Annotated in this window: 14 protein-coding genes and 3 pseudogenes; 5 read left to right on the top strand and 12 right to left on the bottom strand. The window is 69.6% G+C overall.

What is annotated here, in order from left to right; translation table 11 throughout:
* The first annotated feature begins 73 nt into the window (after positions 1–73).
* Positions 74–967 (top strand): LysR family transcriptional regulator, encoded by an 894-nt coding sequence (locus OG735_RS37705; RefSeq protein WP_327327637.1) that lies wholly within the window; start codon positions 74–76, stop codon positions 965–967.
* A gap of 82 nt (positions 968–1,049) precedes the next feature.
* Here OG735_RS37705 and OG735_RS42150 read toward each other — a convergent pair.
* The 3 genes and pseudogenes from OG735_RS42150 to OG735_RS37720 all read right to left on the bottom strand — a co-directional run.
* Positions 1,050–1,169, bottom strand: a pseudogene (locus OG735_RS42150) (ThuA domain-containing protein); the annotation flags it as partial.
* A gap of 55 nt (positions 1,170–1,224) precedes the next feature.
* The gene (locus OG735_RS37715) at positions 1,225–3,372 is read right to left on the bottom strand and encodes an RICIN domain-containing protein (protein WP_327328590.1); all 2,148 of its coding nucleotides are present in this window, start codon (positions 3,370–3,372) and stop codon (positions 1,225–1,227) included.
* A gap of 186 nt (positions 3,373–3,558) precedes the next feature.
* Positions 3,559–4,436: pseudogene (locus OG735_RS37720) on the bottom strand (glycoside hydrolase family 16 protein); the annotation flags it as partial.
* 387 nt (positions 4,437–4,823) lie between these two features.
* Between OG735_RS37720 and OG735_RS37725 the strand changes: the two are divergent.
* The 3 genes from OG735_RS37725 to OG735_RS37735 are packed head-to-tail and all read left to right on the top strand — an operon-like array spanning position 4,824 to position 7,268.
* Complete coding sequence (locus OG735_RS37725) at positions 4,824–5,591, top strand: ABC transporter substrate-binding protein (RefSeq protein ID WP_327327638.1); 768 nt, start codon at positions 4,824–4,826, stop codon at positions 5,589–5,591.
* Positions 5,558–6,388, top strand: a complete 831-nt coding sequence (locus tag OG735_RS37730; RefSeq protein WP_389566374.1) for an amino acid ABC transporter permease — start codon at positions 5,558–5,560, stop codon at positions 6,386–6,388. The genes OG735_RS37725 and OG735_RS37730 overlap by 34 nt, the downstream gene beginning before the upstream one ends.
* 7 nt (positions 6,389–6,395) lie before the next feature.
* Complete coding sequence (locus OG735_RS37735) at positions 6,396–7,268, top strand: amino acid ABC transporter ATP-binding protein (protein ID WP_327327640.1); 873 nt, start codon at positions 6,396–6,398, stop codon at positions 7,266–7,268.
* A gap of 58 nt (positions 7,269–7,326) precedes the next feature.
* On the opposite strand, the gene OG735_RS37740 is transcribed toward OG735_RS37735, so the two are convergent.
* Complete coding sequence (locus tag OG735_RS37740) at positions 7,327–8,058, bottom strand: tyrosine-protein phosphatase (protein ID WP_327327641.1); 732 nt, start codon at positions 8,056–8,058, stop codon at positions 7,327–7,329.
* Entirely contained in the window at positions 8,055–8,270 is a 216-nt protein-coding gene (locus OG735_RS37745) for a hypothetical protein (RefSeq protein WP_327327642.1), read from the bottom strand. The genes OG735_RS37740 and OG735_RS37745 overlap by 4 nt, the downstream gene beginning before the upstream one ends.
* Positions 8,271–8,284: 14 nt before the next feature.
* Between OG735_RS37745 and OG735_RS37750 the strand changes: the two are divergent.
* Positions 8,285–8,880, top strand: a pseudogene (locus OG735_RS37750) (TetR/AcrR family transcriptional regulator).
* A gap of 77 nt (positions 8,881–8,957) precedes the next feature.
* Here OG735_RS37750 and OG735_RS37755 read toward each other — a convergent pair.
* The 7 genes from OG735_RS37755 to OG735_RS37785 all read right to left on the bottom strand — a co-directional run bounded on the left by OG735_RS37755 (position 8,958) and on the right by OG735_RS37785 (position 17,683).
* A complete protein-coding gene (locus OG735_RS37755; protein ID WP_327327643.1) occupies positions 8,958–10,928 on the bottom strand; it encodes a transglycosylase domain-containing protein in 1,971 nt (656 codons plus the stop codon).
* A 101-nt stretch (positions 10,929–11,029) separates the two neighbouring features.
* The gene (locus tag OG735_RS37760) at positions 11,030–12,301 is read right to left on the bottom strand and encodes a sensor histidine kinase (RefSeq protein WP_327327644.1); all 1,272 of its coding nucleotides are present in this window, start codon (positions 12,299–12,301) and stop codon (positions 11,030–11,032) included.
* Position 12,302: 1 nt separating this feature from the next.
* Positions 12,303–13,058, bottom strand: coding sequence for a two-component system response regulator CseB (gene cseB / locus OG735_RS37765; protein WP_327327645.1), 756 nt, complete (start codon positions 13,056–13,058; stop codon positions 12,303–12,305).
* 37 nt (positions 13,059–13,095) lie between these two features.
* A complete protein-coding gene (locus OG735_RS37770; RefSeq protein ID WP_327327646.1) occupies positions 13,096–13,821 on the bottom strand; it encodes a hypothetical protein in 726 nt (241 codons plus the stop codon).
* Between the two features lie 95 nt (positions 13,822–13,916).
* Positions 13,917–14,816: a hypothetical protein gene (locus OG735_RS37775; RefSeq protein WP_327327647.1), complete on the bottom strand. Its 900-nt coding sequence runs from the start codon at positions 14,814–14,816 to the stop codon at positions 13,917–13,919.
* A complete protein-coding gene (locus OG735_RS37780; protein ID WP_327327648.1) occupies positions 14,813–15,823 on the bottom strand; it encodes an SPFH domain-containing protein in 1,011 nt (336 codons plus the stop codon). The genes OG735_RS37775 and OG735_RS37780 overlap by 4 nt, the downstream gene beginning before the upstream one ends.
* Positions 15,824–15,967: 144 nt before the next feature.
* Positions 15,968–17,683 carry a PKD domain-containing protein gene (locus OG735_RS37785; protein ID WP_327327649.1) on the bottom strand — a complete coding sequence of 572 codons (1,716 nt, stop codon included), beginning with the start codon at positions 17,681–17,683 and terminating at the stop codon, positions 15,968–15,970.
* Positions 17,684–17,902 lie beyond the last annotated feature (219 nt).

Consider the following 17,902-nt stretch of genomic DNA (forward strand, 5'->3'; position numbering starts at 1 on the left):
CGGTGTCCACCGTGCCTCAGTCAACGCTGTACGACTAGTGAAAAGTAATGCATGGTCCGTTAAGCTCTCCTACATGCTTGATGTGCGACGCATGCAGGTCCTGAGGGCCGTGGTGACCAGCGGTTCGGTGACCGCGGCCGCGGCGAATCTCGGCTATACGCCGTCCGCCGTCAGCCAGCAGGTGGCAGCGCTGGAGAAGCAGGCCGGAACGGCGCTGCTGGAACGGGTCGGCAGGGGCGTGCAGCCGACGGCCGCAGGCCGCCTGCTCACCGAGCACGCGGCCATCATCAGCAAGAACCTTGCCAAGGCGGAGACAGCGCTCGCGGACCTGCGGGAGGGGCGCACGGGTCGGCTGTCGATCCGCTACTTCGCCACGGCCGGCGCCACGCTGGTGGCTCCGGCGCTGGCCGGGCTCCGCCGTGAGTTTCCGGGCGTACGGGTCGACCTCAAGCTGATCGACCCCGACGACCCGCTGCCCGAGGTGAAGCAGGGCCGCGCCGACCTTGCCGTCGTGGTCCACCCCCGTGACCGGCCGCGCGACGACATCCGCCTTGTGCACCTGCTGGACGACCCCTACCGGGCCGTGCTGCCCAAGGGGCACCGCCTCGCCGCGAAACGCGTACTCGATCTGGCGGACCTCGCCGACGAGCCGTGGGTCGGCAACGAATGGCCGGTCGGCCCCTGCCTCGAGATCGTGCTCGACGCCTGCGCCGCGGCGGGCTTCACTCCCGACTTCGTGGTGGAGAGCGAGGACTACGCCACGGCACAGGGCTTCGTCGCCGCGGGCCTCGGAATCAGCCTGATGCCGCTCATCGGACTGGGAAACCGGCACCCCGGTGTCGTCGTACGCAAGGTCCGCGGCCCCGAGCCGGTCCGCGGCATCTACGCGGCAGTACGGGAGACTTCGCTTCCCCAGCCCGCGCTGCGCGGGCTGATCGATGCCCTGCGGGACGCGGCAGGGGAGTAGAGCGGTCGGCCGGCTCGGGACCGCCGCGCGCGTTCATAACCGTCGCACGGCGGCTCGCTCGCTCCTGGGCGTCGGCGCCGGATCACGCACCACCGCCCAGCCACTTCAGGCCGTCCACCAGGAACCGGTTCTGTGTCTCGCCGGCGAACGAGGAGGACAGCGTCGTCCCCGTGCCGTAGTCCATGGCGTTGTGGCCGAAGCCGGACCCGAACGGCCGTCGGATCCGGCTTCGGCCGGTGTGCTGCGGGAAGTACGGGTCAGGGGTGACTGACGAGATTGGCCACATTGGTCGAGGAGTTGGAAGGACCACCCCGGCCGTTGATGACATGGCGGATCGTTCCGGTGCCACCGAGCGAGACGGTCACCATGCTCTGGAAGCGCACATTCGGGTTGTCGGGGACCTCGAAGGCGTGCTCGGCGGTCACGCTCGGATTCGCGTTGAAGAAGCAGTAGCTTCCGAGCCCGAACGCCTGGTGGCTGGTGACCGAGTCAGCGACCTTGTACGCGGCATAGCCCTGGGTGGAGCCGTTCATCCAGGCGGCCTGGTTGGGCGGGTCGTACGGCATCTCGTTCTGGTAGAAGTACGTGCGCCCGCCGTTGCCGGTCCAGATCGTCTGGTGCTTCTGGTAGTGCTCCACGAACAGCCCGTACATGGTCACGTTGTCGCCGTTGACGACAAGTCCGGTGTCCGCCGTATTGGTGTTCCAGCCGATGCCGGTGCCGTGGTCACCGCGCCAGATCCACATATGGTCGCCAATGACGTTGTCGCTGTTGACCACCAGGCTGGTGGTCGCCTTGCCCACCGCGGCGCCGCCGATCCGGAAGAAGACGTCGTGCAGGGACGTCGGGTTGGCCGAGTGGCCGGCGGAGGAGCCGGCCGGGCCGACCTCCATCAGGGTCTGCGAGTTGGTCGCACCGGCGTCGAAGAGGATGCCCGCGACCTTGACGCCGTCGACGTCCGCGACCGTCATGGCCGTGACGCCGTTGTCCGGGACGAAGGTGGCGAGGCCGAGCCCCAGGATCACGGTGTCGGGGCGGGTCACCCGAAGAGTCTGGTTCAGATGGTAGACGCCTGGGGTGACCAGCAGGTTCTTTCCCTCGGCCAGGGCGGCGTTGATCTGTGCGGCGGTCGCGCCGGCCTTCACGACGAAGAACTGGTCCATGCCGAGTGAGGCGCCGGCGGCGTTGCCACCGGCCCATGTGGTGGCCGAGGAGTTGGCCCGCACGGACGGTACGAACACCTTGTAGGCACCGGCGTTGTCCACGTACAGGAAGGGCTTCTCGCGGACCGTCGGGCTCTGGTTCACGGTCGTGTGGGGCGGGCTGGGGAAGCTCGTGGCCGGGACGCCCTGGCTGCCGACGAAGACCATGTTCCAGTTGGCGCCGGTCCAGCTTCCCAGCTGGGAGTTGCGAGTCAGCCACTGCTGCTGCGTACCGGACCGCACCTGCCCGTCGATTTTGGTGTCGGCCATGAACCCGCCGCTGGCCCAGCCGCCGTCGTCCAGCGCGAGATTGCCGCGGACGTGCATGCGCCGGTACGGAGCCGCCTGGGACACCGCCCACCGGTCGGTGCCGCCCGTCGGGTTCACCGAGAGGTTCTCGGCACCGCGCCAGAAGTTCTGGGTGGCGTTCTGCGGCGGGAACCAGTCGGCCTCGACATGCACCGCGCCGTTGATCGTCACCGAGTCGGGCGACTGGCCGAGGCCCAGAACCTGGGTGTAGAAGCCCACGTTGACGTCATTGCTGTAGGTGCCCGGCTTGAACATGACCGCGTAGCGCTGGGAGCCGAACTGGTTGGCCTCCTGCTGCTGGAAGATCGAGTTGAGCCGGTTCTGGATGGTCGAGGACGGCATCGACGGGTCGAAGACGACCACGTTCGGACCGAGGTCGACGTCACTGGGCGCGGTGGTGACGGGCGTGACCTGGAACCGCTGGGCCGCCGTGCCGTTGCAGGTGTACTGCACGAGCTGGACGCTGTCGGCCGTCGAGGCGGAGGGGACATCCAGGCACTTGCCGCTGTTGCGGTTGACGAAGTGGTACGCGCCGCCGCCCTCGTCCACGGCCTGCCACTGCTGGTTGTCGCCGCCGCCGTACGTCCACAGATGCACCGCGGCGTTGTCGGCGGTGGACACGTCGCTCACGTCCGCCACCTGGTTGGCGTCATTGCGGTTGTTGATCCGCACAAAGCCGTCGCTGGTAGCGGTGAAACTCCACTGCTGGGCTGTGGAGTTGTTGCAGGCGTACTGCTGGACGGCGGTGCCGTTCACGGTCGCGGCCGAGCGCGCGTCCAGGCACTTGCCGCTGCCGCTGTTCACCACGATGGCCCAGCCGGACGGCAGTGCGGCGGCAGTGGCGGCCGCCCGCAGCGGGGTGGCCGCCTGGGTGGTCGGGACGGCAGCCAGCACCGAACCGGCCGAGGCCACGACGATGAAGGCGGCTACGAGGGGACGTGCGGGGCGGGCGCGGGTGAAGCTGTGGCGACCCGCTCCGGGCGTTCGCTGCGATCTGAGCACGGTTTCTCCTGTGCCGATGAGCCGGTGGGACGGCTCGGTGAGGGGTTGGGATGGAGAGGTCAGGTCTGCCGGTGTACGGGGCTGTCACTGGTGCTGATCCGCACATGGTCGACGACGAGTTGCTGGGGGAAGGCGGTGCTGCCGTCGGGGTCGCCGGGCCAGTAGCCGCCGACCGCGAGGTTGAGGATCAGGAAGAAGGGCTTGTTGAACACCCAGGTACGGCCGCCGAGATCGGCGGGCGTACGCCGCTGGTAGACCGTGCCGTCGACGGACCAGGTCACGGAGTCGGGAGCCCAGTCGACGGCGAAGGTGTGGAAGGCGTCGGCGAAGACCTGGCCGCCCGGCAGCGTGTAGGCGGCGCCGATGCCGGCGGAGCCGGAGTAACCGGGGCCGTGGAGGGTGCCGTGGACGGTGGAGGGTTCGAAGCCGACGTTCTCCATGACGTCGATCTCTCCGGAGCCGGGCCAGCCGACCTGGCCGATGTCATGGCCCAGCATCCAGAAGGCGGGCCACATGCCCTGGCCGCGTGGCACCTTCAGCCTGGTCTCGACATGTCCGTAAGCCCGGGTGAACCTGCCGGCGGTGTTCAGCCGGGCGGAGGTGTACTCACACCTGCCGTACCAGCACTGGTAGTTGCCCGGGTTCTCCCGGCGGGCGGTGATGACCAGATGGCCCTGCCCGTCGAGAGCGGCGTTGTGATTGCCGGCCGTGTAGTACTGCCGTTCGTGGTTGTTGACGTTGTCGCCGGTTTCGATCTGCCATTTGGCGGCGTCGACGGCGGAGCCCGCGGGACCGTCGAAGTCGTCGGAGAACGGCACGGCTGCGGGCACTGCGGCGGGCGTGGCGGCGACCGTCGGCGCGGGTTCACCGTTCGCCGGGCCGGTGGTGAGCGATGCGAGGGCAAGAGCCGAGGAAACAGCCGGCAACAAGCGCCGTGACAAGCGTGGGGAGTCCATGACTCTCCCTTCCGGTGCATAAAGAGGAAGGGGTCTGTCATGCATATGACAGACGAGGGCGCATAGGGGACGTGCGGATGGAATGCGCCGACCGAGGTGGGGGGGTACTTAGTTCACTACGTGATTTAAGAAGTGAACTAAGGGACTGTCAAGGCCTTGGTACGGACCATGGACCCATTGCCTGCCCGACCGTCCTGACCAGGTCCGTGTTGTGGACAGCTCCGTCACCCCATGGCCCAGGTGCTTTACGATCTCGACGGGTGGCTCCCCGTTCTGTCCGCCACCCACCCGCTCCGTTGGAGGTCTGCTGTGTTGTGGTCGGTCGGTGCTCGTCGCACTCGCTCTACCCGCCGGGCCCGCGTCACCGTTGGTGCTGTCGCGGCCGGGATGTTCCTCGCCGTCGGCTGTTCCTCCGGCGGTGACGGCCCCGGTGAGGCGGCGGGCGGCGTCCCCGTGGTCGCGAAGGGCAAGCTGACCACCTGCACCCACCTGCCCTATCCGCCGTTTCAGTTCGAGCAGAACGGCAAGGTCGTCGGCTTTGACGTGGCTCTGGTCGATCTGGTCGCCAAGAATTTGAAGGTCGAGCAGAAGATCCTCGACACACCGTTCGAGAACTTCAAGACCGGTGCCTTCCTCAACTCCGGCGAGTGCGATCTGGCCGCCGCCGGCATGACGATCACTCCTGAGCGCAAGAAGAATGTGGACTTCTCCGTCCCGTACTTCGACGCCACTCAGGCGCTGCTGGCGACGAAGAAGAGCGGAGTGACGTCGCTCGCCGACATCAAGGCCAAGCACAAGAAGCTCGGCGCGCAGGCGGAGACGACCGGCGAGAGCTACGCCAAGGACCAGGGTTTCGACCCGGTCGCGTTCGAGAGTTCGGACGCGGTGCTCAACGGGCTGCGCACCGGCCAGGTCGACGCCGTCGTCATTGACTACCCGGTCGTCCAGGGCTGGCTGAAGGACAAGGCGAACGCGGCCGAGTTCGCCCTCGGCCAGAACATCGAGACCGGTGAGCAGTACGGCTTCTCGGTGAAGAAGGGCAACGCCAAGCTGCTGGCGGCGATCAACAAGGCGGTCACGGACGCCCGGGCCGACGGCACGTACGACAAGCTGTACCAGCAGTGGATCGGTCCGCTGCCCAAGGCCAAGTCGTGACCTCTCGGCTGACCCGGCGGCAGCGGCGCCGCGTCTGGCAGGGCGTCCAGTACGCGGTGTTCGTGGCGGTACTGGTCCTGATCGGCGTTCTGGCCGACTGGGACCGGCTGCAGAATCAGTTCGCGCAGAAGGACCTCGCCAAAGAGCTGTTCCCGGCCATCATCACCACGGCGCTGCGCAACACCGTGGTGTACACGCTCTCCGGATTCATCTTCGGCCTGGTGCTGGGCCTGATCATCGCGCTGATGCGGTTGTCGTCGGTGGCCCCCTACCGCTGGGTCGCGAGCATCTACATCGAGCTGTTCCGCGGCCTGCCCGCCCTGCTGATCTTCATCTTCGTCGGTGTGGCGGTGCCGCTGGCGTTCCCCGGAACGCAGATCCCCGGCGGTGTGTACGGGAAGGTCGCGCTCGGTCTTGGACTGGTGGCCGCGGCCTATATGGCAGAAACGATTCGGGCGGGTATCCAGGCTGTGCCCAAGGGGCAGATGGAGGCGGCCCGTTCGCTGGGCTTCTCCAGAGCCCGGGCGATGGTGTCGGTGATCATCCCGCAGGCGTTCCGGATCGTGATTCCACCGCTGACGAATGAGCTGGTACTGCTCTTCAAGGACTCGTCGCTGGTGCTGTTCCTCGGCGTGACGCTGGAGGAGCGTGAGCTGACCAAATTCGGCCGCGATCTGGCGAGTCAGACCGCGAACTCGACGCCGATCCTGGTGGCGGGGCTGTGCTACCTGCTGGTGACGATTCCGCTGAGCTTCGTGGTACGCCGCCTCGAGGCTCGTGCCGAAAAGGCCAGGTGAGGACGAGATGTCACAGAAGACGGAGACAGTGGAGAGCACGGGGGCCGGCGGGCCGGAGATCGAGATCCGGGGTCTGCACAAATCGTTCGGCGACAACGAAGTGCTGCGGGGCATCGACCTCGACATCGCGCGGGGCGAGGTGGTCTGTGTCATCGGGCCGTCCGGGTCGGGCAAGTCCACGCTGCTGCGCTGTGTGAATCTGCTCGAGGAACCCAGCGCGGGCCAGGTCTTCGTCGGCGGCACGGAAGTCACCGACCTCGACGTCGACATCGACGCGGTACGCCGCCGTATCGGCATGGTCTTCCAGCAGTTCAACCTCTTTCCGCATGTGAACGTGACCGAGAACCTCACGCTGCCGCAGCGTCGCGTTCTGCGCCGGGACAAGGCGCGCGCGGCGAAGGTGGCGCGGGAGAACCTGGAACGTGTCGGGCTGTCCGACAAGGCCGACGCCTACCCCGCGCAGCTTTCCGGAGGACAGCAGCAGCGGGTGGCGATCGCGCGGGCGCTGGTCATGGACCCTGAGGTGATGCTTTTCGACGAGCCGACCTCGGCGCTCGATCCCGAGCTGGTGGGGGAGGTGCTGGCGGTGATGCGGCTGCTGGCCGGGGAAGGCATGACGATGATGGTCGTCACCCATGAGATGAGCTTCGCCCGGGAGGTCGCCGACCGGGTGGTGTTCATGGACGGCGGCGTGATCGTCGAACAGGGCCCGGCCGCGCAGGTGGTGGGCGCTCCGCAGCATGAGCGGACCAGGAACTTCCTGAACCGCATCCTGGACCCGGCCGCCACGGACCGGCCGGGCCCGGATACGACGCAGTCCGTCACGGGCAAGGACAGGGACACGGAGTCCGGGGAGCCCGGCGCGGACCGGGACAGCTGACTGCCACGGGCTGAACCCGGGGTCTGCCCGGGTTCAGCGTGCACCCGGCCCGGGCGGCTCAGTCCTCCAGGAGCCGGGTGCGCAGTTGTTCGATCAGTTGGTCGTCGACGCCGAGATGCCGGACGGCGTAGTCGTACACGGATCCGTACGTGGCGGACAGATCGGCCAGGAACAGCCGCATGATCTCTTCCGGCGCTCGTCCGTAGCCGGGCCACGTCAGGGTCCGCTCGGGGTGGGCGGCCCGCCAGTCGGCGATCAGCCGGTCCGTGGCCAGTTCCGTGAGCGCGAAGTCCGCGGCGATATCGTCCTCGGCCACCCCGATGAGGGCGAGGACCAGGGCGGCCAGCAGTCCCGTGCGGTCCTTGCCGGAAGCGCAGTGGAACACCAGCGGGCCGCTGGTGTTCGACGCGATGACCTCGAGCGCCTGACGTAGCTCCTTGGCACCGTCGAGTGCGACTTCCGCGTACCGGTCGGCGAGGAAGCGCCAGGGATCGACGCCGGGGTCGATGGCCGCCTGGTCGTAGGGGCGGTGTTCCACGCTGAGGTTGACGTAGCTGAGCCCCTCGCGGTCGGGAACCCGGCCTCGTGCCTCGATCTCCCACGGGTAGCGCAGGTCGATCACGGTGCGCACCTCGAGAGCGAGGAATCGGTCGAGGTCGGCGCCGTCGAGCTTGGCCAGGGAGTCGGACCGGTAGAGCCGGCCCCACCGCACGGTGTGGCCGTCCGCGGTGCTGTAGCCCCCCAGATCGCGGAAGTTGTGGAGCCGCTCGAACGGTATGTGTCTGATCATTCGCGCCACAGTACTGGCTGCCGACTTCCGGCGTAGCGTCGTTCGCCGACGCCATCGTCGAAGTCGTCGACACCCCGCATGGCACCCGCCCCTTCCGCGTCCATATCGACCCCATGAACGACGGCTCCGAAGAGGTCAGCGACGTCGCCGACCGCATCCGCGCCCAGTTCCTCACCCGCATCGGGCTCCAGGACCTCCTCGCACCGACGCACACCATGAGTCCGCGGTGGTCGCGCGGTCCGAGAACGGGGACGTCTCCACCCGGGCCGTGTGTGAGGCCGCGCGGGTGGGAGCCCCGGCGCTCTACCGGCACTTCGGGGACAAGGAAGGCCTGCTGTCGGCCGTCGTCGACTACGGCTTCGACAAGTATCTGGCGACGAAGCGGCAGCGCAGCCCCGGCGCACACCACCGGCCGCGGCGCTGGAGTCCCACCAGTTCCTCACCATGGACCTGGAACGCGTCGCAGCCCAGGGCAAGCTCCGCCTCGCCCCCGAACTGGCCGCCCAGATCGTCATGTCGGCCAACGTCGGTGTCGCCCTCATGCTCGTATCCCGCCCTTCGACGTTCACCGACAAGAGCACGTCGCGGCGCGTACGGGACGCCGTGCACGCCGCCGTCTTCACCCCGGACGTGTCCGGCCCCGACGCCACCCCGAGCGCGTCGGACGCGGGCGTCGGCGGAGACGAAGCACAGCTCCCGGCCGCGGCGGCCCGGCTGGGCGCCCTCGTCCGCCGGTCGCCCGTCCCGGCGCTCAGTACCGCCGAGACGGCACTGATGGCCGAATGGCTGGACCGCCTGTCGAACACCCCTCACAACCCCTGACGGCGTGCGCCCCTGCGGCTTGAGCAGCGGTGGCAGGTCCGCGTCCGAACCCGCCACCGCTGGTCTCCGGGGCAGGGCTACTGACCGCTGTCCGCCACCTCGTCACCGCTCCCGCTCCCGTACTCCGGCTCGGGTACGGCCGAGGACTGCCTGCCCAGCGCATGTTCGGTGTAGAGGCTCCAGATCCTGTTGGGGTGGCCGTCCCCGATGTGCCGCAGCTTGACCTGCTTCGTGGTCTTGGCGTCCTCGCCGAAGAGGGCGACCGTGGTGACGAGGTCGGGGGTGGCACCGATGAACCACTCGGCCTTCCTGTCGTCGGTGGGACCCGACGCCGCTGTGACGATCTGATTGGTCCTGCCCGCCACCTCCGGCCCGACGCCGCCGCGCCGACCGATGCCACGGATGGGCGAGAAGGCGAGGTCGGAGATGACCCGCTCCGCGGTCCCGGGGTCGATTGCCTGGCCGCCCACCGCGCCCGGCAGCGAGGTGCGCTCCTCGCCGCGCTGCGCCGACTTCACGATCGACGGTGTGACCTTCTTGCCCTGGTGGTGGAGGGAGGCGTAGACACCGGCCATTTCCAGTGGGCTGACGCCCATCAGTCCCAGCTCCGTGGCGCGCGGTGCCGTGAAGCCGCTGGCGTCCGGTGCGATGCCGAGGTCTGCGGCGGTCTGCCTGATCTGTTTGAGGCCCCTCTCACTCTGATTCTGCCTCTTGGCCCCCATCACCGCGGCGTAGGCAATCGGTTCGAAGGTGGCGCCGGCCTGGTAGTCGGAGCGGGTCGCGTTGCTCAGGTAGTGCTTCATGTAGTCGCGGCCGCCGTAGAGCGCCACGATGCGGCCGGTCCGCGGATCCACCGAAACTGCTCCGGCCTGCCGGTCCGGGTCCTGCGCCGGTGCGCCGGACGGCGCCTGCCGACCGCTGTCGCTGTTGCTGTCTCCCGACCGGACCGCCTGTTCCAGTGCCCGCTGTTTGTCCGGTTCGATGTTGAGAGTGATCCGCCAGCCGCCGCCCGCCAGTTCCTGTTCGCTGATGCCCGAGGCCGTCAGTTCCCGCCGGGCGGCGTCCACCAGATAGCCGGCCTGCCCGGACAGTCCCGCGCCGGGCTGGGGGGCCAGCGGCACGGGAAAGCGCATCCGCTGCCGCTCGGTCTTGTCCAGCCAGCCCTCGCCGACCATGTTGTCGAGCACATAGCCCCAGCGCTGCAGGACCCGCCGTTTGGCCTCGGGGGCGGCGATGGCCCAGTCGTACTGGCTGGGTGCCTGCAGCAGCGCGGCGAGGTAGGCGCCCTGCTCGACAGTGAGGTCCTCGACCTCCTTGCCGTAGTAGGCCCGGGCCGCGGCCTGGATGCCGTAGGCGAGCCGGCCGTAGTAGCTGCTGTTCAGATATCCGGCGAGGATGTCGTCCTTGGAGTTGCTCCGGTCGACCTTCAGGGAGATGACCAGTTCCTTCAACTTGCGGGTGGCGGTCTGTTCCTGGCTGAGGTAGTAGTTCTTGACGTACTGCTGCGTGATGGTCGATCCGCCCTGTGTGCCCTGTCCCGTCAGCGTGTTGACGATGCCGCGGGCGGTGCCGGTCAGCGAGATGCCGGAGTCGCTGTAGAAGTCCTTGTTCTCGGCCGCGACGAACGCGTATCGCACATCCTTCGGCACTCGGTCGAGCGGAACCGTCTCCCGGTTGATCTCCCCGGTCCGGGCGAGACGGGAGCCGTCGCTGTACAGAAAGACGTTGCTCTGCGCCTTCGCCAGATCGTTGGCCCGGGGGATGTCGATGGCGAAGTAGAGAACGGTGAACGCGCCGGTCACCAGGGCGCACAGGACGATCACACAGGCGAGTGCCTTGCGCCAGCTGACGAACCGGCGAAAGCCCGTCCGCTTCCCGGGCCTTCGCGACCGCCCGGACTTCCTGCGCCCGCGCCGCCCGCCGCTGTCCCGGTCGCCGGTCTTCGCCGGTTCTCTCAGCGCGTCGTCCGTATCGGCCTCGCGGGCCGCACCGGCCCAGCTCGCTGTCAGCTGATCCGCGGTCCGGTCGGGACTGTGCCTGATACGCATGGGCGCCATCCTCGACGCCGAAGATCTTTGTCAACCAAAAGGAAGACTTCGGCTGGGACACGGAGTTGTATCAGCTGTGTATCGGCCCCGGATCGCCCCGGTTAAATGTCCGTCTCCGTCTCCGGACCGCACGCGGTGTCCGGGCCGAGGCCTGGGAGGTGGAGTACGGCGACGGCACCGCCGCCAGGTGCATTGGTGAACTTCAAGGTGGCGCCGATCACTTCGGCCTGGCCGAGCGCGATGGTCAGCCCCAGCCCGTGACCGGTGCCGCGGGCGCGCGCTCCGGTGCGGAAGCGCTGCGGCCCGTCTCTGAGCATGGTGTCCGGATAGCCGGGGCCACGGTCCTCGACGGTCACGGTGCGGCCGTCCGCGGTGACCGTGACGGTGACCGGAGGACGCCCGTGCCGGTGCGCGTTGACGATCAGATTGGTGAGGATGCGCTCCAGCCGGCGCGCGTCGGTCCAGACTTTCGCCTCCCCACCTGCCGCGGACGGCCCCTCCGTAAGAAGGTGTACGGACAGGCCGGCGCGGGCGACGATCTCCTCGACGAGGGCTCCGACCGGGCAGCGGGACAGATCCGCCTGTTCCGCTCCTGCGTCCAGCCGGGAGATCTCCAGCAGTTCCTCGACCAGCGCGGCCAGTACCCGTACACGGTCGCGTACATAGCCGGCCGCCTCCCCCTCGGGGAGCAGTTCGCCGGCGGTGACCAGGCCCATGAGCGGGGTGCGCAGTTCATGGGCGACGTCGGCGGTGAAACGCTGCTCACCGCGCAGCCGTTCCTGCAGAGCGGCGGCCATCGTGTCCACGGCGGCGGAAATCTCGGCGATCTCGTCGCGCGGGCGGGTTGCGGCGCGGATCCGGGCATCGAGGTCTCCGGCCGCGATTCGCCGGGCGGTGCCGGCGGCGGTGCGCAACCGGCGGCTCATCCGTCCGGCGGTCAGTACGCCGAGCGGCAGCACCACCGCTGTGGTGAACACACTGGCCCAGGCGATGCTGGTATCGAGGGCGCGGATGTCCCGCATGGTGGTGCTCATATCGACGCGGACGGACAGCACTTGGCCACCTGCCGGACGGGCAGCCCACATTGCGGGCCTTTCCTCTGCGGTGGTGAACTCCGTTCCCTGGCGGCCTTTCGCCACCAGCCCCCGCAAGCCGCCGGGCAGGCCCGGAGCGTCGAGTGCGGCGCCCGTGCCCTGCACCGCGCCCGTGCGGGCGTAGGTGACGGCCGCACGGTCGAGGGTCGTACGGGCGCTGTCGCGGGCCTGCGACAGTTCACGGTCGCGCGAGGCATGGTCGACCAGCACGCCGACGGCTGCGGCGACAGCGCAGATGGCCACGGCGACCAGGGCGGCGATCCGCCATCTCAGTGCCATCTCAGCGCCGCAGTTTGTAGCCGAAGCCGCGGACCGTCTCGATCCGTTCGGCGCCGATCTTCGCCCGCAGGCGCTGTACATGGAGGTCGACCACGCGGGTGTCGCCGTGCCAGGCGTGGTCCCATACCCGGCTGAGCAGCGTACGGCGCTCCAGAACGACGCCGGGCGACGCCGCGAATTCGAGAAGCATCCGAAGTTCGGTCGGGGTCAGGGCGAGCGCCTGCCCCGCGCGCCATACCTCCATCCCGCGGGTGTCGATGGTCAGATCTCCGAAGACCAGCGTGCTCGTGCCGTCCTCGCTCTCGCTCTCGCTCTCGCGGTCCGGGCCGGCGGCCGGGGTGAAGGAGGCGCGGCGCAGCAATGAGCGGATTCGCGCGACGAGTACGGCACTCTCGCAGGGTTTGACGACATAGTCGTCGGCGCCCGCCTCCAGCCCTGACACGACGTCGAGTGCGTCACCGCGTGCGGACATCATCAGGATCGGCGCGAGGCTCAGTTCACGGATTCTGCGGCACAGCCCGATTCCGTCGAGTTCGGGCAGCATGACATCGAGCAGCAGCAGGTCCGGGCGCCGCTCGCGGAAGATCTCCAGGCCGGTGAGTCCGTCGCCCGCGATGGAGACGGTGAAGCCGTAGCGCTCCAGCAGCATCCGCACGGTGTTACGGATCACCTCGTCGTCCTCGACGAGCAGCAGATGCGCCTCGGCCGCGGAGCCGGGCGGGGCGAAGGAGGGTGTCGTCGGCGGTATCGGGGTCATCGGGGTGTCCTTGTCGGCGGGCTCGTGCTCTGCAAGCTCATGGACGGACCAGGACTTGGACCCGTGCCCGTGCCCGGCTCGGGCCCGTGCCTGAGCCCGTTCCCGCCGGGTCGCCGGCCTGGTCCTGCGGGACGCCCGCGGTCATCACCGCGCCGTTCCACCGGTAGCGGGTGGTGAACCGGCCGTCGTCGCCGGTCGAGGTGAGCACCAGGTCGTGGCCAAACGTTTCGCCGGTCAGCCCGATCGGCCCCCAACTGATCAGCACCGGGCGCACCGTGCCGCCCACGGCCCAGTAGACCTGAATCAGAGTCAGCCCGACCGACTCCTCGTCCAGCGCCACCACCAGCTCGTCCCGGCCGTCCCCGGTCAGGTCCCGGTAGGCGGGGCTGCGCAGACCGCAGCCGGAGCCGGGGCAGTTCTTCATTGCGGCCCGTACCAACGGCGGCACATTGGGGTCCTTCTCCAGCAGCTCCTTCACCGCCACCTTCCTGAGCCCGCCCGCGGGCACGGTGATGCCGTCGACGGTCAGGTACCGCTTGTACGAGGGGCTGGACTCGCCTGCCGCGGGCGGCGACGGTGGGGCGTACTGCGGCCACAGCGGTTGCGGGCTGATGGGCGGCGAGAGTCTGGGCGCCACGCCACCGTCCCGTGCGCCGGTCTCGGACGCGCAGCCGGCGACCCCGGACAGGGCCGCACCGACGACGAGGGCGGCCAGGAGGGGCCGCCTGTGGTGAAGGGGGCCGGTGCGGGGGAAGCGGCGCATAGACGCAACAGCGTACCGGCGGCCGTACGAGGGGTAGGCGCGGGCTCGTACCGCCGAGTGGACCGGCTGCGTGCCCGAGCACGCCGCCGGTTGGGTCAGTGGAGCAGCCGCAGTGCGGTGCCTGCGATGCCGAGACTGACCGTCTGGCCCCAGGTGAGGTCCAGCGCGTCGGTCTCGATCCCGTCGCCGAACGCGACCAGCCGGTCCGACTCGACGGTCAGCCGCAGCCGTTCCGCGTGTGCCAGTACGCCTTCCACGAGTGTGGTGCCGGTGGCGGGCGACGGCCAGGCCTCCCGTACGAACCAGATCAGTTGGGCGTCGGCGGGACCGGGCAGCGGCAGGCTGCTGCCGCGTTGCTGCCACAGGGAGCGCAGCCAGCCGGTGGCGCCGGTGCCGGTGCCCACCAGGACCCCGGAGGAGGCCTGGGGTTCGGTGCGGGCGGCGTCCGCACCGGTACGCAGCCGGTAGCGGGCGGTCTGGTGGCCGGGCGGGCCGAGGTAGATCTCGTTGAGGGCGAGCAGCCGCTGGGTGTCGTCGGCGACCGCCTCCACCATGGTGAGTTCGTCGACGGCGCCTCCGCCGGACGCGGCCGCCGGGAGCAACTTGGCGGCGTCGGCCGCACGGTGGCGTACCAGCACGCCCGGGTTGCGGCCTGGGTCGGTATCGATCCCCACCACCGGCTGACCCGACAGATACTTGGCGGCGTTGGCCACCAGACCGTCCTGGCCCACCACGACCACCACGTCTTCGGGACCGAAGAGGAAACGGTCGAGGTCCGCGCGTTCCACCCTGGTCTGCCGCCATGCCAGCGGAACCGCCGCCGCCACATCGGCGAGCGCCCGCCGCGCACGGTGATGCCGCTCGGTCACCTCCTGGATGCTCCGGCCGCGCGAGGAGAGGAAGAAGTCGGCCTGGCCACGGGTGCCGTGCCGGGCGAGCAACTCCTCGTACTCGGTGGCCCGGTGCACCAGTACCGCGCGCGGCGCGAGACTCACGACTGCTCGCCGTCGGCCCGGCCGAGCCTGGCCAGCAGGCCGGTGAGGACATCGGGGGAGAGGGTGAGGCTGTCGATGCGCGGCAGGTTCTCGGCGACCCGGGTCGCGGCCAGCGCGTGCAGAGTGGCGGCGTCCACCTCGGCGTGCACCCGCAGCCAGGCGGCCTGTGCCTGGGCCCGCGCCTGCCCGACGTCGCGTGCCGCTTCGGCCTCGGCCTTGGCCAGCCGTACCGTGCGTGCGGCCTCGGCCTCGGCCCGTACGGCGTCCGCCGCCGCGTTCTCCTCCGCCTCGCGGCGGGCGTTGGTGCCGTGCTGCTCGACCAACTGCTCCTCGCGGCGGGCCAGTTCGATCCGGCTGGCCAGTTCGTTCTCGGCGATCGCGCGTTCGCGCTCCACGGCGACGGCCCGGCGTTCGTACGTCGCCCGGTCCGACTCCTGCTGGATCTGCTCGCGCGCGGGCGTGCGCAGCGCCCGTTCCACCTCCGGTTCCGGGCGGAGGGCGACCACGCGGACGGCCACCACGGTGATGCCGGTGGCGGGCAGCCGGGGCTCCGCGGCCAGACCGTCGGTGATCCGCTCCAGGACCGCAGCGACGCCGTCGACAAGGGCTGCCGCCAGCGGTGTACGGGCCAGGACGTCCAGCGCGTGCTGCTGTGCGGTCTCGGTGAGCAGGGTGGACAGCTGTTCCAGCGGGGCGCCGCGCCAGACGCCGGTGTCCGGATCGATCGAGAAGTCCAGACGGGCGGCGGCGGTGGCCGGTTCGCTGATCCGGTACGTCACCGTCGCCTGCACGCTGACGTCCTGGAAGTCAGACGTGCGGGCGTGGAAGGCCATGGCCAGTTCCCGGTCGTCGACCGGGACTTCGGAGAGCGCTGCGGTCAGCGCACGGAACCAGAAGCTCAGTCCCGGCCCGTCGTGCACGAGCCGCCCGCGCCGGAAGTGGCGCACATGGGCGGTGGGCGCGGTACGGAGATGGCGCCATCCCAGGCGCTTGATGATGTCGGCCATGAAGGCTTCCCCCTTTTTCGTCAGTCAGACGATATAGTCCTGGACTGTTATCGTCAAGGCGACGAAATAGGTGGGGGCCCAGGACGGCTCGGAGGCGGCCCGCATCCGCGAACCGCCCCCGACACTCCCCTTCGTGCGAGACCGTCAGCTCACCGTGACGGGTTCCGCGGCCTCGCTCAGGACCTGTCGGCCGTCCTGGGCGGTCAGCACCAGGCGTGGCAGGAAGGGTCCTTCCCCATCGAATACATGGGTGACGGTTGCCTCGCTGGTCTCCTGCTCGGTGCCGTCACCGAAGTACCAGCGATAGCTGTATCCGGCCGGAGGCTCCTTCCCGTCCACGGTCGCGCTCAGGCGAAGCGGGCTCCCGGTGTGCCCGTTCTTCGGGGCGTCCAGCAGCGCGTGCGGGCCGTCGGCCGGGAGGTGGAACCACTGGCGCAGGCGCGGGTTGAGGAGGAAAGCGTCGGCATACTGACGGGCGCCGACGATGTCCGGATGGGCCACGGCCGCGGACAGACACTGCGCCGGAGTCCCGCTGAGCTCCGGGCAGGCCCGCGTGCGCAGCGGGAACGCGGGGTCGGAGACCGGAGTGGCCCAGACCTTGGAGTGCGGGGCGAGCACGGCATTGTCCCGGGAGAACAGGCCGTCGGCCGCAATCGCGTACGGGCCGTCGGAGGAGGCGGCGTTGGCCGCCGCGGCCGCCTGCCGGTAGGCGTCGTTGGCCAGTTGGGTGTACTGCTCGTAGCGCTCGGCCACACCGCCGAGCGCGCCCTTGCAGGCGGCCAGCCGGGCACCGGCAACCCCCGGTGCCGTGCAGGTCTTCACCGGGACGGGTGAACTGCTGCGGCTCAGCGCGTAGTAGAAGTCGGCCACGAGCACCTTGGGCCGCCCCGGCAGCGAATGCGCCTTCTCGATCGCCGCCTGCATACCGCGGCCGCCGTAGCCGACCTTGGCGCCGCTGAAGTACGGCACATCCTTGGCCGGGTTCTCGGCTGCCGCGCCGATGCCCGAGCACTCGCGCCGCACGGCCTCGGGCAGCTTCCTCGAGCCCGGCGTGATGCCGACGCCGATGCCGAAGAAGGGGTCGATGTCGTTGATGCACCCGTTGACGACGACCAGATCGAGCCCGTATCCGCCCGCCCGCGCCTGCGCGCCCGCCTGTTCCAACTGGCAGAACACGTCCGGCATTTGCTGAGTGACCTCGCCGAACTCCATTTCCCCGTCGCCGTCCGGGTCCTGCTTCTCCTGCATCCGCAGGCAGTCGGCGTCGTCGTTGCCCGCGGGCAGCTCGGGTGCGTCGAGGACCGCGCCGGAGATCGAGTAGTCCATGTGCTGATGTCCCCGGCCGGTCTCGCGGCCGAGCAGCTCACCCGTCAGATAGGGGAACTTCTGGTCGTGGTCCAGACCCTGCCCCCATACGACGGAGTCGCCGACGGATGCCACGCGCACCGGGTCGCAGCCCCGCCGGACGGTGTCCCGCCAGACCTTTCCGTACGGGCCGGGCTCCCGTCCGTCCGACGAGTGGAGCACGCGCGCGTCGAACTGCAGCGCCGTGCTCGCCGCCGGTACGCGGTCGAACGGGATACTGAACTCGGCCGCGGACACGTTCGCGTCCATGACGGTCTGCCCGCCGGCCAGCTGCTCCTGCCCGGCCCGCACCCGCCACTCCACCGTGGCGCCGGCCTTCGCCGCGGCGGGGTCGTACATCTGCACCCGGCCCCGGACCGGTCCGCTGCACACCGGATTCGGCGTCAGATCCACGTCGAGGACGAGGGGGTACGCGGATCCCGGCAACGCGGCTGTCTGCGCTGCGGCGGGGTGCCCGCCGAGCAGCTGGCCGAGCAGCGCCGCCGCCGCGGCCACCGCGGCAGCGGAGCGGGCCGTCCGCGGCCCGCGTGGAGCGGAGCCCCCGCCGCTGCCCCCACGCCTTCGCGCCACCTGCCGCAACCACGTATCTCTCACGCCAACGCCCCTGTTTCTGCTGCTGTTTCGGTCCGCGGGGAGCCAACTGAACCCCGCATCAGTAGGGATCATGGCAGTCGGAAACGGGCGTGAAACGCGCGCAGGGGACCAAGCGCGGTG

Source organism: Streptomyces sp. NBC_01210, assembly GCF_036010325.1.
Taxonomy (GTDB): domain Bacteria; phylum Actinomycetota; class Actinomycetes; order Streptomycetales; family Streptomycetaceae; genus Streptomyces.